This window comes from Streptomyces sp. NPDC050759, assembly GCF_044456945.1.
Classification (GTDB): Bacteria; Actinomycetota; Actinomycetes; order Streptomycetales; family Streptomycetaceae; genus Streptomyces.
In genome coordinates this window covers 106,070-122,372 of the sequence record NZ_JBITGI010000001.1, presented here as the reverse complement: position 1 = coordinate 122,372, position 16,303 = coordinate 106,070, and the positions used below count along the sequence as shown (strand labels likewise).

Genomic DNA, 16,303 nt, shown 5'->3' with positions numbered 1-16,303 from the left:
CCTCCTCCCGCTCCCGGTCGGCTGACGCTTCCGGCGCCGGCAGGCCTCCCCTTCTCGAGCGGGCGGGGACCCGGCGGTGCGTATGGACGCGCCGGACTTGAGAGGGCCCCTTGAGCAAGAGTCGACATGTCCCGGTGATGCTCCAGCGGTGCCTGGACCTGTTGGCCCCCGCTCTCGAGCGGCCCGGCGCGGTGGTCGTCGACTGCACGCTCGGCCTCGGTGGTCACAGTGAGGCACTGCTCCAGCGGTTCCCCGAGGCCCGGCTCGTCGCCCTGGACCGCGACAAGGAGGCCCTGCGCCTGTCCGGCGAGCGGCTCGCGCCCTTCGGCGAGCGTGCCACCCTCGTCCACGCGGTCTACGACGAGCTCCCCGACGTCCTCGACAGGCTCGGCATCGCGCGCGTGCAGGGTGTCCTCTTCGACCTCGGCGTCTCCTCCATGCAACTCGACGAGGCCGACCGGGGCTTCGCCTACGCCCAGGACGCCCCCCTCGACATGCGCATGGACCAGACGGCCGGCATGAGCGCCGCCGAGGTCCTCAACACCTACCCGCCGGGCGAACTCGTCCGGATCCTCAGGGCGTACGGCGAGGAGAAGCAGGCCAAGCGGATCGTGTCCGCGATCGTGCGTGAGCGGGAGAAGGAGCCCTTCTCCCACAGCGCCCGGCTCGTCGAGCTGATCAGGGACTCCCTGCCGCAGGCCGCCAAGCGCACCGGCGGCAACCCGGCCAAGCGCACCTTCCAGGCCCTGCGTATCGAGGTCAACGGCGAACTCTCCGTCCTGGAGCGGGCGATCCCGGCCGCGGTGAAGTCGCTCGCCGTGGGCGGCCGGATCGTCGTGCTGTCGTACCACTCGCTGGAGGACCGGCTGGTCAAGCAGGTCTTCGCGGCCGGCGCCGCCACCACCGCCCCGCCCGGACTGCCCGTCGTCCCCGAGCAGTACCAGCCCCGGCTCAAGCTGCTCACGCGCGGTGCCGAACTTCCCACCGAGGAAGAGATCGCCGAGAACCGGCGGGCCGCACCGGCGCGATGCAGGGGCGCCGAGCGAATCAGGGAGTCCATCGAGTGAAGTGCGTGAGGCGCGTGAGGCGCGCGAGTGAGTTGGGAAACCGGACTCACTGGAGGGTGAGTGAGTAGGAAACCCGAACTGAGGGGGAGGGCGGCCCGTCTCGCGCGCCTGTTCCCCGGCCCGACGGGCTCCGGACAGGCGGCCCGCACCCCCTTCGTGCTCCTCGTGGTCCTCCTCCTCGGCGGCGGCCTCATCGGGCTGCTGGTGCTGAACTCCGCGCTCAGCGAAGGGTCGTTCAAGCTCACCGACCTCCAGAAGGAGACGAAGAGCCTCACCGACGAGCAACAGGGTCTCCAACGGGACATCGACGCCTACTCCGCGCCCGAGGCCCTGGTACGCCGCGCCCGTGAACTCGGCATGGTGCCCGGCGGAGACCCGGCCTTCCTCGACCCCGACGGCACCGTCAAGGGCGTCCCGTCCCCCGCCTCCGACGCCGAACCGGCCTCCTTGCGGATGCCGCTCGTCCTCGCCCCCGAGGTGATCGACAGCGCGACCGTCCCGACGCCGACGGCCAGTCCCACCCCGACGGAAACCGTCGTACCAGCGCCCGAGGCCGTGCCCTCGGTCGTCCCGCCCCCCACGACCCCGACCCCCGGCAGGTGACGGAAGTGTCCGACGATTTCGGCAGGCAACCGCCGCGCCGCCGCGTGCCCGGACCCGCGCGCCCCGAGCGCTCCGCCCGCCCCGTCGGCCGACCCCGCCCGGGCCCCGGAGCCCGTCCGGCCCGCCGCCCCGCGGCGCCCCGCCCCGCGCCCCCCAAGACCATCCGCCTGGGCAGTCCCCGCCCCCGGCTGCGCCTGGTCGGCCTCGCGCTGACGCTGGTGCTGGCCGCCTTCGTCGTACGACTGCTCCAGGTGCAGGCCGTCGACGCGAGCACGTACGCCGCCAAGGCCGAGCAGAACCGGTACGTCGGCTACACGCTGGCCGCCGAGCGCGGCGGGATCACCGACCGCGACGGCGTGGCCCTCGCGACCAGCGAGGACGCGTACGACATCACGGCCGACCCCACGCTGTTCACCCGCGAGGAGTTGAAGATCGACGACGGCCCCGAGCAGGCCGCCGCCCTGCTCGCCCCGATCCTGGGGCAGGAGCAGGAGGCGATCGTCAAGAAGCTGCGGCCCAAGGACAGGAAACTCCGCTACGCCCTGCTCGCCAACCGCCAGACCCCGCAGGTCTGGAAGCAGATCAAGGACCTGAAGTCCGCGCTCGCCACCAAGAGCGAGACCGACCCGGGCACGGCCAACGTCCTCGCGGGCGTCCTGTCCGTGCCGACCACCAAGCGCGTGTACCCGAACGGCGATCTCGCCGCCGGGATACTGGGCTGGGTCAACGCCGACGGCAAGGGCGGCGGCGGTGTCGAGCAGCAGTTGAACTCCCTGCTGGCCGGCAAGGACGGCAAGATCCGCTACGCCCAGTCCGGCGGCCGTCAGGTGCCCACCGTGGGCTCCACCGAGACCCCCGCGGTGCCCGGCAGCGACGTCGAGCTCACCATCGACCGCGACATCCAGTGGGCCGCCCAGCAGGCCATCACCGAGCAGGTGAAGGAGTCCAAGGCGGACCGCGGGTACGTGATAGTGCAGGACACGCAGACCGGTCAGGTTCTCGCCATGGCCAACTCGCCCGGCTTCGACCCGAACGACCTGTCCAAGGCGAGCTCGGTGAACATGGGCAACGCGGCCCTCCAGGACGCCTACGAGCCCGGTTCCACCGCCAAGGTCATGTCCATGGCCGCCGTACTGGAACAGGGCGTCGCCACCCCGCTCACGCATGTGATCGTGCCCAACCGGCTGCACCGCGGTGACCGGCTCTTCAAGGACGACATCGACCACGAGACCTGGTACCTCACGCTCAACGGCGTGCTCGCCAAGTCCAGCAACATCGGCACCATCCTGGCGACCGGCCAGCTCGGCAAGACCCAGGCGCAGGCCAACCGGGTCCTCTACTCGTACCTGCACAAATTCGGGCTCGGCCGCTACTCCGGGCTCGACTTCCCCGGCGAGACCCCGGGCATCCTCGCCAAGCCCGCGGACTGGTCGACCTCGCAGCAGTACACGATTCCTTTCGGCCAAGGCGTGTCCCTCAACGCGATGCAGGCCGCGTCCGTCTACTCGACGATCGCCAACGGCGGTGTCCGCGTCGAACCGACCCTCGTGCGCGGCACGAAGGGACCCGACGGACGCTTCACACCCGCCGCGAAGCCCAAGGAGACAAGGGTCGTCAGCGCCAAGACGGCCAAGACGCTGGCCCGGATGCTGGAGTCGGTCGTGGACGACCAGGAGGGCACCGGCACCAAGGCACGCATCCCCGGCTACCGGGTCGCGGGCAAGACGGGCACGGCCAACCGCGTGGATCCGGCCACCGGCAAGTACAAGGGCTACACCTCGTCGTTCGCCGGCTTCGCGCCCGCCGACAAGCCCCGGATCACCGTCTACTGCGCCATCCAGAACGCCACCAGCGGCAGTTACTTCGGCGGCCAGATCTGCGGACCCGTCTACAAGCAGGTCATGGAGTTCGCCCTGAAGACCCTGCAGGTCCCGCCCACGGGGGCGAAGGCCGCGAAGCTGCCCGTCTCCTACACGCCCTGATCAGCACCAGCCGAGCACCTCATCAGCACCTCATCAGCACCTCGGAAAGGCCACCAGGAACCACCTCGTGACGACGATCACCTCCGATTCCGGGAACCAGGGGGCGCCTCGCCCCTCGCTTCGCTCCGAGGCGGGTGTGCCCGGTACGCTCACCGCCGTGCCACACGCTGATCAGACCCAAACCACCCAGAAGGGCGCACCCGTGACATATCCCGGACCGCCCCGGCCGGTCCGGGTCTCCGCAACACCCCTCGCGGAGCTCGCCGACCAGCTGGGTGCCGAGCAGCCGGGGAACGCCGCGCAGGTCACGGGCATCACCCATGACTCGCGTGCCGTCCGCCCCGGCGACCTGTACGCCGCCCTCCCGGGCGCCCGCCTGCACGGCGCCGACTTCGTCACCCAGGCCGTCGGTCTCGGCGCGGTCGCGGTGCTGACCGATCCGGCAGGCGCCGAGCGTGCCGCCGCGACCGGGCTCCCGGTGCTGGTCGTCGAGGACCCGCGCGCGGGGATGGGCGAACTGGCGGCCACGATCTACGGTCACCCCGGCCGGGACCTGCTCCAGATCGGGATCACCGGCACCTCCGGCAAGACCACCACGGCGTACCTCGTCGAGGGCGGTCTCAAGGGGGTCAGGTCCACCGGTCTGATCGGCACCGTCGAGATGCGCATCGGCGACGAGCGCATCAAGTCCGAGCGCACCACGCCCGAAGCCACCGACCTCCAGGCCCTGTTCGCGGTCATGCGCGAGCGCGGGGTCGAGGCGGTCGCCATGGAGGTCTCCAGCCACGCGCTGGTCCTCGGCCGGGTCGACGGCTGTGTCTTCGACATCGGCGTCTTCACCAACCTCAGCCCGGAGCACATGGAGTTCCACTCCGGCATGGAGGACTACTTCCAGGCCAAGGCGCAGCTGTTCACGCCGAAACGCAGCCGTCTCGGCGTGGTCAACCTCGACGACGAGTACGGACGCCGGCTCGTCAAGGAGGCCACGGTCCCGGTCGTCACCTTCTCCGCCGAGGGCCACCCGGACGCCGACTGGCGCGCCGCGGACGTCCAGGTCGGCCCGATGGACTCGACGTTCACCGTGGTCGGCCCCAAGGACGAGCGGATCACCGCCAGGTCGCCGCTGCCGGGGCCCTTCAACGTGGCGAACACCCTCGCCGCGATCGTCGCCCTGGCCGCCGCGGGCCTCGACCCGCAGACCGCCGCCGACGGCGTCGCCGCGGTGCCGGGCGTGCCGGGCCGGCTGGAGCGCGTGGACGCCGGACAGCCCTACCTCGCGGTCGTGGACTACGCCCACAAGACCGACGCTGTCGAGTCGGTACTCAAGGCGCTCCGCAAGGTCACCGAGGGCCGGCTGCACGTCGTGCTGGGCTGTGGAGGCGACCGCGACAGGACCAAGCGCCGTCCGATGGGCGCCGCCGCGGCCCGCCTCGCCGACACCGCCGTACTGACCTCCGACAACCCCCGCTCCGAGGACCCCCTCGCGATTCTCGCAACCATGCTCGAGGGCGCGGCGTCCGTGCCAGTACACGAACGCGGCGAGGTCCAGGTCTTCGAGGACCGGGCCGCCGCGATCGCCGCAGCCGTCGCCCGCGCGCGGCCGGGCGACACCGTACTGGTCGCCGGGAAGGGCCACGAGCAGGGCCAGGACATCGCCGGGGTGGTCCGTCCCTTCGACGACCGCCAGGTGCTTCGAGAAGCCATCCAGAAGACCCAGGGATGAACTTGTGATCGCCCTCTCTCTCGCCGAGACCGCCTCAGTCGTCGGCGGGCAGACGCACGACATACCGGATCCGTCGGTGCTGGTGCACGGGCCGGTCGTCATCGACTCCCGGCAGGTGAAGGACGGCGCTCTGTTCGCCGCCTTCGTGGGGGAGCGCGTCGACGGCCACGACTACGCCGAACAAGCCGTCCGGGCCGGCGCGGTGGCCGTGCTGGCCCAGCGCCCCGTCGGCGTGCCCGCGATCGTCGTCGAGGACGTCCAGACGGCCCTCGGCGCCCTCGCGCGTCATGTCGTACGACGACTCGGCGCTACCCTCGTCGCCCTTACCGGCTCGGCCGGCAAGACCAGCACCAAGGACCTGATCGCCCAGGTGCTCCAGCGCAAGGCGCCGACGGTGTTCACACCGGGCTCGCTCAACAACGAGATCGGCCTGCCGCTCACCGCGCTCACCGCCACCGAGGAGACGAAGTTCCTCGTCCTGGAGATGGGCGCCCGCGGTATCGGCCACATCAGCTACCTCACGGATCTGACGCCCCCGAGGATCGGCCTGGTCCTGAACGTCGGCTCCGCCCATATCGGCGAGTTCGGCGGCCGCGAGCAGATCGCGCAGGCCAAGGGCGAGTTGGTGGAGGCGCTCCCCTCGGCGAGTGAGGGCGGCGCCGCGATTCTCAACGCCGACGATCCTCTCGTACGGGCCATGGCCTCCCGTACGAAGGCGAAGGTGATCCTTTTCGGAGAGTCCGGCGAAGCGGACGTTCGAGCCGAGAACGTACGACTCACGGACAGCGGACAGCCCGCCTTCATGCTTCACACACCCTCCGGTGCAAGCGAAGTGACCATGCGCCTGTACGGTGAGCACCACGTGTCGAACGCGCTCGCCGCGGCCGCCGTCGCCCATGAGCTGGGCATGTCCGCAAGTGAGATCGCCACCGCGCTCTCCGAGGCGGGCTCCCTCTCCCGCTGGCGTATGGAGGTCACCGAGCGCCCGGACGGCGTGACCATCGTCAACGACGCCTACAACGCGAACCCCGAGTCCATGCGAGCGGCCTTGCGCGCGCTCGCGGCGATGGGCAAGGGGCGGCGGACCTGGGCGGTGCTCGGCAAGATGGCCGAGCTCGGGGACGAGGCGCTCGCCGAGCACGACGCGGTCGGACGGCTCGCCGTCCGGCTCAATGTCGGCAAGCTCGTCGCGGTCGGGGGCAGGGAAGCGTCCTGGCTGCAACTGGGCGCATATAACGAGGGTTCGTGGGGTGAGGAGTCGGTGCACGTGTCCGACGCACAGGCGGCGGTCGACCTGCTGCGCAGTGAATTGCGCCCGGGAGACGTCGTCCTCGTGAAGGCGTCCCGTTCGGTCGGCCTGGAGAGCGTCGCCCAGGCGCTGCTCGACGCCGAGGGTGAGGTTGCCGCCCGATGATGAAGCAGATCCTGTTCTCAGGAGTCATCGGCCTCTTTCTGACCCTGGTCGGCACCCCGCTGCTGATCAAGCTGCTCGCGCGCAAGGGTTACGGCCAGTACATCCGGGACGACGGCCCGCGCTCGCACGGCAGCAAGCGCGGTACGCCGACGATGGGCGGTATCGCCTTCATCCTGGCGACGGTCGTCGCCTACTTCCTTTCCAAGGTCATCACCGGGTACCCGCCCACCTACTCGGGCCTGTTGGTGCTCGGCCTGATGTGCGGCATGGGCCTGGTCGGCTTCCTCGACGACTACATCAAGATCGTCAAGCGGCGTTCGCTGGGCCTTCGGGCCAAGGCGAAGATGGCCGGCCAGCTGATCGTCGGCATCAGCTTCGCGGTGCTCGCGCTGATGTTCCCGGATGCCCGGGGCAACAGTCCGGCCTCCACGAGGCTGTCGTTCATCACCGACTTCGGCTGGAAGATCGGCCCGATCCTGTTCGTGGTCTGGGCGCTGTTCATGATCCTCGCCATGTCGAACGGCGTGAACCTCACCGACGGTCTGGACGGCCTCGCCACCGGCGCCTCCGTCCTCGTCTTCGGCGCCTACACGTTCATCGGCGTCTGGCAGTTCCAGGAGTCCTGCGCCAACGCGGGCACCCTGACCAACCCGAACGCCTGTTACGAGGTGCGCGATCCACTCGACCTCGCGGTGATCGCCTCCGCGCTGATGGGTGCCTGCCTCGGCTTCCTGTGGTGGAACACCTCGCCGGCCAAGATCTTCATGGGCGACACCGGTTCGCTCGCCCTCGGCGGTGTCCTCACGGGCCTGGCGATCCTGTCCCGCACGGAGCTCCTGGTCGCCATCATGGGCGGTCTGTTCGTCCTCATCACCATGTCGGTCGTCATCCAGGTCGGCTCCTTCCGGATGACGGGCAAGCGGGTCTTCCGGATGGCACCGCTCCAGCACCACTTCGAACTCAAGGGCTGGTCCGAAGTCCTCATCGTGGTCCGTTTCTGGATCATCCAGGGCATCTGTGTGATCGTCGGACTGGGCCTCTTCTATGCGGGATGGGCAGCGGAAAAGTGACCTCCTCGGAGCCTTTGGACTGGCAGGGCAAGCACGTCACCGTCGCCGGACTCGGTGTCTCCGGCATCCCGGCGGCCAAGGTGCTGCACGCGCGCGGGGCGAACGTCACGGTCGTCAACGACGGCGACGACGCACGCGCGCGTGAGCAGGCCGCCGAGTTGGAGGCGCTCGGCATCACCGTGCGCCTCGGTGACGGTGCGACCCTGCCCGAAGGCACCGAACTCGTCGTCACCGCGCCCGGCTGGAAGCCGGACAAGCCGCTGTTCGCGGCGGCCCGTGAGGCCGGCCTGGAGATCTGGGGCGATGTCGAACTCGCCTGGCGGCTCAGGGGTCCCGACGCGGCTCCCTGGCTCGCGATCACCGGCACCAACGGCAAGACGACCACCACCCAGATGCTGGCGTCGATCCTGAAGGCCGCGGGGCTGCGCACCGCCGCCGTCGGCAACATCGGCGTCTCCCTGCTGGACGCGGTGCTCGGCGACGAGCAGTACGACGTCCTCGCCGTGGAGTTGTCGAGCTATCAGCTCCACTGGGCGCCCTCCCTGCGCGCCCACTCCGCCGCCGTGCTGAACCTGGCGCCGGACCACCTGGACTGGCACGGCTCCATGGAGGCGTACGCCGCCGACAAGGGCCGTATCTACGAGGGCAATCGGGTCGCCTGCGTCTACAACGTCGCCGACAAGGCCACCGAGGACCTGGTGCGCGAGGCGGACGTCGAGGAGGGCTGCCGGGCCGTCGGTTTCACCCTCGGCACTCCCGGACCGTCCCAACTCGGCGTCGTCGAGGGCATTCTGGTCGACCGCGCCTTCGTCGAGGACCGGCACAAGAACGCCCAGGAACTCGCCGAGATCTCCGACGTCAATCCGCCCGCCCCGCACAACATCGCCAACGCCCTTGCGGCGGCGGCCCTCGCACGCGCATTCGGGGTGCCCGCAAGGGCCGTACGGGACGGGCTGCGGGACTTCACCCCGGACGCCCACCGCATCGCCCACGTGGCCGACGTGGACGCGGTCGCGTACGTCGACGACTCCAAGGCCACCAACACCCACGCCGCGGAAGCCTCGTTGGCGGCCTACGAGTCGATCGTGTGGATCGCGGGCGGGCTCGCCAAGGGCGCGACCTTCGACGAGCTGGTCGCCAAGTCGGCGAAGCGACTTCGCGGTGTCGTGCTGATCGGCCAGGACCGCGCCCTGATCCGTGAAGCCCTCGCGCGACACGCCCCGGAAGTACCCGTGGTGGACCTCGACCGGACCGACACTGGGGCGATGCTCGCGGCTGTCCGGGAGGCTTCGCGCCTCGCCGTCGCTGGTGACACGGTGCTGCTGGCCCCGGCCTGCGCCTCAATGGACATGTTCGCCAACTACAACAAGCGCGGTGACGCGTTCGCGGAGGCGGTTCGCGAACTCGGCTCCTGACCGACGTAGCGGAGGCGTTGATGCCCAGTAGCCGTACCGGCAGGCCGCCCGTGCAGCGGGCGTCCCGGCGCCCCGCCGTCTCCCGGCCCCCGCGCGAGAACCCCGTACAACGGCTCTACACGCGCGCGCGCAAGGCCTGGGACCGGCCACTGACGGCCTACTACCTGATCCTCGGCGGCAGCCTGCTGATCACCGTGCTCGGTCTGGTGATGGTCTACTCGGCCTCCCAGATCACGGCTCTGCAGATGTCCTTGCCGGGATCCTTCTTCTTCCGCAAACAGTTCCTGGCCGCCGTCATCGGCACCGTGCTGCTGCTGATCGCCTCCCGGATGCCGGTCAAGCTGCACCGGGCGCTCGCCTATCCGATCCTGGCGGGCGCGGTCTTCCTGATGGCCCTGGTGCAGGTGCCGGGGATAGGGATGTCGGTCAACGGCAACCAGAACTGGATCTCGCTCGGCGGCTCCTTCCAGATCCAGCCCAGCGAGTTCGGCAAACTGGCCCTCGTGCTGTGGGCGGCCGACCTGCTCGCCCGCAAACAGGACAAGAAGCTGCTGACCCAGTGGAAGCACATGCTGGTGCCGCTCGTCCCGGTCGCCTTCCTGCTGCTCGGGCTGATCATGCTCGGCGGCGACATGGGTACGGCGATCATCCTGACGGCGATCCTGTTCGGCCTGCTGTGGCTCGCGGGGGCGCCGACCCGGCTGTTCGTCGGGGTGCTGTCGGTCGCCGCGTTCATCGGGTTCGTCCTCATCAAGACCAGCCCCAACCGCATGGCCCGGCTCGCCTGCATCGGCGCCACCGAGCCCAAGTCCGGCGCCGCCGACTGCTGGCAGGCCGTGCACGGCATCTACGCCCTCGCCTCCGGCGGAATCTTCGGTTCCGGGCTGGGTGCGAGTGTGGAGAAATGGGGCCAACTCCCCGAAGCCCACACCGACTTCATCTTCGCCGTCACCGGTGAGGAACTGGGCCTCGCGGGGACGCTGTCGGTACTCGCCCTCTTCGCGGCTCTAGGCTATGCGGGTATCCGCGTGGCCGGACGCACGGAGGACCCCTTCGTGAGGTATGCCGCGGGAGGCGTGACCACCTGGATCACCGCTCAGGCTGTGATCAACATCGGTGCGGTGCTCGGTCTGCTGCCGATCGCCGGCGTCCCGCTCCCGCTGTTCTCCTACGGAGGTTCCGCCCTGCTGCCGACCATGTTCGCCGTCGGGCTGCTGATCGCGTTCGCGCGTGACGACCCCGCCGCGCGGGCGGCGCTTTCGATGCGGCAACCCCGCTTTGGTAGAAAGCGGGCGGGAGGCGCCGTGCCGGCACGGGGGCCTCGGAGATGGAACACGATGCGACGGCGCGCCCCATCGGCGCGTTCGTCCGGAGAGCGGTGAATTTCGGTGCATGTCGTACTCGCCGGTGGGGGGACCGCCGGCCACATCGAGCCCGCGCTCGCCCTCGCGGACGCCCTGCGCAGGCAGGACCCGAGCGTGGGGATCACGGCTCTGGGCACGGAACGGGGGCTGGAGACCAAACTCGTCCCACAGCGCGGCTACGAGCTCGCGCTGATCCCGGCCGTCCCGCTGCCCCGTAGGCCCACGCCTGAACTGATCACCGTGCCGGGCCGGCTGCGCGGCACGATCAAGGCCACCGAGCAGATCCTGGAGCGCACCAAGGCCGACGCCGTCGTCGGCTTCGGCGGCTATGTGGCGCTGCCCGGCTACCTCGCCGCCAAGCGGCTCGGGGTGCCGATCGTGATCCACGAGGCCAACGCCCGCCCCGGCCTCGCCAACAAGATCGGCTCCCGGTACGCCGCCCAGGTCGCCGTGGCCACGCCGGACAGCAAGCTGCGCAACTCCCGCTACATCGGCATCCCGCTGCGCCACACCATCGCCACCCTGGACCGGGCCGCCGCCCGCCCCGAGGCCCGGCACATGTTCGGCCTCGACCCGAACCTGCCGACGCTGCTGGTCTCCGGAGGCTCGCAGGGTGCCCGGCGCCTCAACGAGGTCGTCCAGCAGGTCGCGCCCTGGCTCCAGCAGGCCGGGATCCAGATCCTGCACGCGGTCGGCCCGAAGAACGAACTGCCGCACGTACAGCAGATGCCGGGAATGCCCCCCTACATCCCGGTAAGTTACCTGGACCGGATGGACCTCGCGTACGCCGCGGCCGACATGATGCTCTGCCGCGCGGGCGCGATGACCGTCGCCGAACTCTCCGCCGTCGGGCTCCCGGCCGCCTACGTCCCGCTGCCCATCGGCAACGGAGAACAGCGGCTGAACGCCCAGCCGGTGGTCAAGGCCGGCGGCGGACTGCTGGTCGACGACGCGGAACTGACGCCGGACTGGGTCCGGGCCAACGTCCTGCCCGTGCTCGCCGACCCGCACCGGCTGTACGAGATGTCCCGCGCCGCCGCCGAGTTCGGCCGCCGGGACGCCGACGAGCTGCTCGTCGGCATGGTGTACGAGGCGATCGCCTCCCACCGACGCCAGTAGCCAGGAAAAGGGAGTGGGCGTGGCCGGATCGACGACCGCCGAGCGCGGTGAACGCCAGCAGGAGTCGTCCGGCCCGCCTCCGGCCCGGCGGTTGAGGGTGCGTCGGCTTCGTACGATCATCATTCTTGCCGTGGCACTCGTGCTCCTTTCCGCGGGCACCGTCTGGCTGTTGTACGGCTCCCAGTGGCTGCGTGTCGACAGTGTGTCGGTCTCGGGAACCAGGGTGCTGACTCCGGAGCAGGTCCGCGAGGCCGCCGACGTCCCCGTCGGATCACCGCTGATTTCCGTCGACACCGATGCGATTGAGGCGCGACTGCTCCGGAAATTGCCCCGAATTGACTCGGTTGATGTCACTCGTTCCTGGCCCGACGGAATCGGGCTGAAAGTGACCGAGCGTACTCCGGTTCTGCTTGTCCAAAAGGGCGGAAACTTCGTCGAAGTGGACGACGAAGGCGTCCGATTCGCCACGGTTTCTGAGGCCCCCAAAGGCGTCCCCGCCCTGGAATTGACGCTCTCCCCGCGGGACTCCCGTGCCGCGAGCCTGCGCCGCTTCGGCGAGGGGCGGCTCGTGCGCGAAGCGGTGCGCGTGGCGGGTGACATTCCGGCCGCCGTCGCGCACGCGACCCGTTCCGTCAAGGTGCGTTCGTACGACGACATCTGGCTGGAGTTGGGGGGCGGTCGTACCGTCGCCTGGGGAAGCAGCGAGAAAGGCGCCGCGAAGGCCCGTACGCTCGCTGCTCTCATGAAAGCCACTCCCGATGCGCGGCACTTCGATGTCAGCGTCCCCACCGCCCCCGCGTCATCAGGGAGTTGACGCACATCAGCGCAGGCCAGCACCCTGGTTGGGCACTGCTACGGCTGATCACATAGGGTGAAAAGAAAAACGGGAGGTTCGGCGTGTTCGTTGAACGTGCGCCACTTGTCGACTTAGTGTCCTGTTCAGAAGACTCCAGAGAACAGACACACTGGTAACCCTAAACTTCAGCGTTAGGGTTCGGGTCGGCGCTACGGACCGTCCCATTCGGCATCAGTCGGCGGATCGCGAGGCAGCAGTGCCCCGTTGGTTCGGCGACACGTAACTCGAGGCGAGAGGCCTTCGACGTGGCAGCACCGCAGAACTACCTCGCAGTCATCAAAGTCATCGGTGTCGGCGGCGGTGGTGTCAATGCCATCAACCGGATGATCGAGGTCGGTCTCAAGGGCGTCGAGTTCATCGCCATCAACACCGACGCGCAGGCGCTGTTGATGAGCGACGCCGACGTCAAGCTCGACGTCGGCCGCGAACTCACCCGCGGACTCGGCGCCGGAGCCAACCCGGCCGTGGGCCGCAAGGCCGCCGAGGACCACCGCGAGGAGATCGAGGAGGTCCTCAAGGGGGCCGACATGGTCTTCGTGACGGCCGGTGAAGGCGGCGGCACCGGCACCGGCGGCGCACCCGTCGTGGCCAACATCGCACGCACCCTGGGCGCCCTCACCATCGGCGTGGTCACGCGCCCGTTCACCTTCGAGGGACGGCGCCGCGCCAACCAGGCCGAGGACGGCATCGCCGAACTCCGCGAAGAGGTCGACACCCTCATCGTCATCCCCAACGACCGGCTGCTGTCCATCTCGGACCGCCAGGTCTCGGTCCTCGACGCCTTCAAGTCGGCCGACCAGGTCCTGCTCTCCGGTGTCCAGGGCATCACCGACCTCATCACCACGCCCGGTCTGATCAACCTCGACTTCGCCGACGTCAAGTCGGTCATGTCCGAGGCCGGTTCGGCGCTCATGGGCATCGGCTCGGCCCGCGGCGACGACCGCGCGGTGGCCGCCGCAGAGATGGCGATCTCCTCGCCGCTCCTGGAGGCGTCCATCGACGGCGCCCGCGGTGTGCTGCTCTCCATCTCCGGCGGCTCCGACCTCGGTCTGTTCGAGATCAACGAAGCGGCCCAGCTGGTCAGCGAGGCCGCCCACCCCGAGGCCAACATCATCTTCGGTGCGGTCATCGACGACGCCCTCGGCGACGAGGTCCGCGTCACCGTGATCGCCGCCGGCTTCGACGGGGGGCAGCCGCCGACCCGCCGGGAGACGGTCATGGGATCGTCCTCGACCCCGGCCCGCCGCGAGGAGCCCACTCCGGTACGGCAGACCGAGAGCCGCCCGTCCTTCGGCTCGCTCGGCAGCGTCACGCCGAAGGAGGACCCGGAGCCCGCGCCCGAGCCGGTCGCCGACCTCCCGGCCGCCCCGCCGGTCCCGCCGTCGCGGCACTACACCGACAGCGCGGCCGAGGAGCTGGACGTGCCGGACTTCCTGAAGTGACAGGACGGCGCGAGAGCGTGAGCGGCGCGCACTTCGCCTTCACCGACCGGTGGGGCGGGGTGAGCGCCGCTCCGTATGAGGAGCTCAACCTCGGCGGGGCGGTCGGCGACGACCCCGAGGCCGTGGGGACCAATCGCGAACTGGCCGCCAAGTCGCTCGGTCTCGATCCCGACCGGGTGGTCTGGATGAACCAGGTGCACGGAGCGGACGCCGTGGTGGTCTCCGCGCCGTGGGGCGAACGCCCGGTGCCTCGGGTCGACGCGGTCGTCACCGCCGAACGCGGTCTCGCCCTCGCCGTCCTCACCGCGGACTGCACCCCGGTGCTGCTCGCCGACCCGATCGCCGGGATCGCCGCGGCGGTTCACGCGGGCCGGCCCGGCATGGTCGCCGGAGTCGTCCCCGCCGCGCTACGCGCGATGACGGAACTCGGCGCCGATCCCGCACGGATCGTCGCCCGCACCGGACCCGCCGTCTGCGGCAAGTGCTACGAAGTGCCCGAGGAGATGCGCGCCGACGTCGCCGCCGTCGAACCCGCGGCGCACGCCGAGACGAGTTGGGGCACGCCCTCGGTCGACGTGACCGCCGGAGTGCACGCGCAACTCGACCGGCTCGGGGTGCGCGACCGGCAGCAGTCGCCGGTGTGCACGCTGGAGTCGGGCGACCACTTCTCGTATCGCCGCGATCGCACCACGGGGCGACTCGCGGGATATGTCTGGCTGGACTGATGGGGCATGACGGACCGTAAGGGCGAACTCGCCGCAAATCTGGCGAAGGTGGAGCAGCGCATCGCCGCCGCGTGTGCGGCCGCCGGGCGAGCGCGGGATGAAGTGACCCTCATCGTGGTCACCAAGACCTATCCCGCGAGCGATGTGCGGATGCTGTCTGAGCTCGGCGTGCGCCATGTCGCCGAGAACAAGGACCAGGACGCGGCGCCCAAGGCTGCCGAATGTTCGGATTTGCCGCTTACTTGGCATTTTGTGGGTCAGTTGCAGACCAACAAGGTGCGATCTGTGGTCGGTTACGCGGATCTCGTGCAGTCCGTCGATCGTTCCAAGCTGGTGACGGCTCTTTCGAAGGAGGCCGTGAAGGCCGGGCGCGAAGTGGGATGCCTCATCCAGGTCGCGCTCGACGCCGGGGCGAGCGAGCGAGGGGAGCGGGGCGGCGTGGCGCCAGGCGGAATCGCGGAGTTGGCCGATCTCGTGGCCGGGGCTCCGGGGTTGCGGCTCGACGGGCTGATGACCGTCGCTCCGCTCACCGGGGAGTACGCGGGACGCGAACAGGCGGCGTTCGAGCGGTTGATGGATTTGTCGACCGACCTGCGCAGAGTCCATCAGGCTGCGAACATGGTCTCGGCAGGGATGAGTGCGGACCTCGAACAGGCCGTGGCGGCAGGGGCGACACATGTGCGCGTCGGCACCGCGGTACTCGGAGTCCGCCCCAGGCTCGGGTAACGTCGCCAAGAAGTCGGACCACAGCAGAAAATATGGTCATTACCGCCGAAAGGCGGTCATAACGACCTCGTGGATCGCGGGCACTTGGCAGTCGTCAGCCGATCCACCACAGAGCGGAGGACTCAGAGAATGGCCGGCGCGATGCGCAAGATGGCGGTCTACCTCGGCCTCGTGGAGGACGATGGGTACGACGGCCGCGGTTTCGACCCCGACGACGACTTCGAACCGGAACTCGACCCGGAGCCCGAGCGGGACCGTCGACGGCATGAGCCGTCTCACCAGTCACATCAGGCACTTCAGCCCGAAAGGGATGAATCGGTCAGAGTCGTGCAGTCCTCGGTGCCGCGCGACTCGGTGCCCCGATCCACTTCGCTGGCCGCGGAATCGGTGCGTCCCGCGCGCATCGCGCCCGTGGCATCCATCACACAAGAACGTGCAAGCCTGGAGAAGAACGCACCGGTGATCATGCCCAAGGTCGTGTCGGAACGAGAGCCTTACCGGATCACCACGCTTCACCCCCGGACCTACAACGAGGCCCGTACCATCGGGGAACACTTCCGTGAGGGCACCCCGGTGATCATGAATCTGACTGAGATGGATGACACAGACGCCAAGCGACTTGTCGACTTTGCGGCCGGTTTGGTGTTTGGTCTTCACGGCAGCATCGAGCGGGTGACGCAGAAGGTGTTCCTGTTGTCGCCTGCTAACGTCGATGTCACGGCGGAGGACAAGGCCCGCATCGCAGAGGGCGGATTCTTCAACCAGAGCTGAGAAGCACAACCGGAACGAAGTACGGA

Annotated in this window: 14 protein-coding genes; all 14 read left to right on the top strand. The window is 69.5% G+C overall.

The genetic code is table 11. The features are described from left to right. Positions 1-110: 110 nt before the first annotated feature. The 14 genes from rsmH (at position 111) to ACIBJB_RS00470 (ending at position 16,277) form a co-directional block, all read left to right on the top strand. Positions 111-1,067 (top strand): 16S rRNA (cytosine(1402)-N(4))-methyltransferase RsmH, encoded by a 957-nt coding sequence (gene rsmH / locus ACIBJB_RS00535; protein WP_398925023.1) that lies wholly within the window; start codon positions 111-113, stop codon positions 1,065-1,067. Positions 1,068-1,127: 60 nt separating this feature from the next. Further along, a complete protein-coding gene (locus ACIBJB_RS00530) occupies positions 1,128-1,670 on the top strand; it encodes a hypothetical protein (RefSeq protein WP_398925021.1) in 543 nt (180 codons plus the stop codon). A gap of 5 nt (positions 1,671-1,675) precedes the next feature. Beyond that, positions 1,676-3,652, top strand: a complete 1,977-nt coding sequence (locus ACIBJB_RS00525; RefSeq protein ID WP_398925019.1) for a peptidoglycan D,D-transpeptidase FtsI family protein — start codon at positions 1,676-1,678, stop codon at positions 3,650-3,652. 202 nt (positions 3,653-3,854) lie between these two features. Then, a complete protein-coding gene (locus ACIBJB_RS00520) occupies positions 3,855-5,375 on the top strand; it encodes a UDP-N-acetylmuramoyl-L-alanyl-D-glutamate--2,6-diaminopimelate ligase (protein WP_398925017.1) in 1,521 nt (506 codons plus the stop codon). Positions 5,376-5,379: 4 nt separating this feature from the next. Continuing rightward, positions 5,380-6,789: a UDP-N-acetylmuramoyl-tripeptide--D-alanyl-D-alanine ligase gene (murF, locus tag ACIBJB_RS00515; protein WP_398925015.1), complete on the top strand. Its 1,410-nt coding sequence runs from the start codon at positions 5,380-5,382 to the stop codon at positions 6,787-6,789. Next, on the top strand, positions 6,786-7,859 hold the full coding sequence (gene mraY, locus ACIBJB_RS00510) for a phospho-N-acetylmuramoyl-pentapeptide-transferase (protein ID WP_306982778.1): 1,074 nt from the start codon (positions 6,786-6,788) through the stop codon (positions 7,857-7,859). Before murF ends, mraY begins: the two co-directional genes overlap by 4 nt. Next, complete coding sequence (murD, locus tag ACIBJB_RS00505; protein ID WP_398925013.1) at positions 7,841-9,274, top strand: UDP-N-acetylmuramoyl-L-alanine--D-glutamate ligase; 1,434 nt, start codon at positions 7,841-7,843, stop codon at positions 9,272-9,274. The genes mraY and murD overlap by 19 nt, the downstream gene beginning before the upstream one ends. Before the next feature lie 20 nt (positions 9,275-9,294). Then, positions 9,295-10,656 carry a putative lipid II flippase FtsW gene (gene ftsW, locus ACIBJB_RS00500; RefSeq protein ID WP_398925011.1) on the top strand — a complete coding sequence of 454 codons (1,362 nt, stop codon included), beginning with the start codon at positions 9,295-9,297 and terminating at the stop codon, positions 10,654-10,656. A 6-nt stretch (positions 10,657-10,662) separates the two neighbouring features. Then, the gene (gene murG / locus ACIBJB_RS00495; protein ID WP_398925009.1) at positions 10,663-11,757 is read left to right on the top strand and encodes an undecaprenyldiphospho-muramoylpentapeptide beta-N-acetylglucosaminyltransferase; all 1,095 of its coding nucleotides are present in this window, start codon (positions 10,663-10,665) and stop codon (positions 11,755-11,757) included. Between the two features lie 19 nt (positions 11,758-11,776). Then, the gene (locus ACIBJB_RS00490; protein WP_398925007.1) at positions 11,777-12,571 is read left to right on the top strand and encodes a cell division protein FtsQ/DivIB; all 795 of its coding nucleotides are present in this window, start codon (positions 11,777-11,779) and stop codon (positions 12,569-12,571) included. 287 nt (positions 12,572-12,858) lie between these two features. Then, on the top strand, positions 12,859-14,055 hold the full coding sequence (gene ftsZ, locus ACIBJB_RS00485; RefSeq protein WP_398925005.1) for a cell division protein FtsZ: 1,197 nt from the start codon (positions 12,859-12,861) through the stop codon (positions 14,053-14,055). After that, on the top strand, positions 14,052-14,780 hold the full coding sequence (pgeF, locus tag ACIBJB_RS00480) for a peptidoglycan editing factor PgeF (protein WP_398925002.1): 729 nt from the start codon (positions 14,052-14,054) through the stop codon (positions 14,778-14,780). The genes ftsZ and pgeF overlap by 4 nt, the downstream gene beginning before the upstream one ends. 6 nt (positions 14,781-14,786) lie before the next feature. Further along, complete coding sequence (locus ACIBJB_RS00475; protein WP_398925000.1) at positions 14,787-15,506, top strand: YggS family pyridoxal phosphate-dependent enzyme; 720 nt, start codon at positions 14,787-14,789, stop codon at positions 15,504-15,506. Between the two features lie 129 nt (positions 15,507-15,635). Then, positions 15,636-16,277, top strand: a complete 642-nt coding sequence (locus ACIBJB_RS00470) for a cell division protein SepF (RefSeq protein WP_266525569.1) — start codon at positions 15,636-15,638, stop codon at positions 16,275-16,277. Positions 16,278-16,303: the final 26 nt, after the last annotated feature.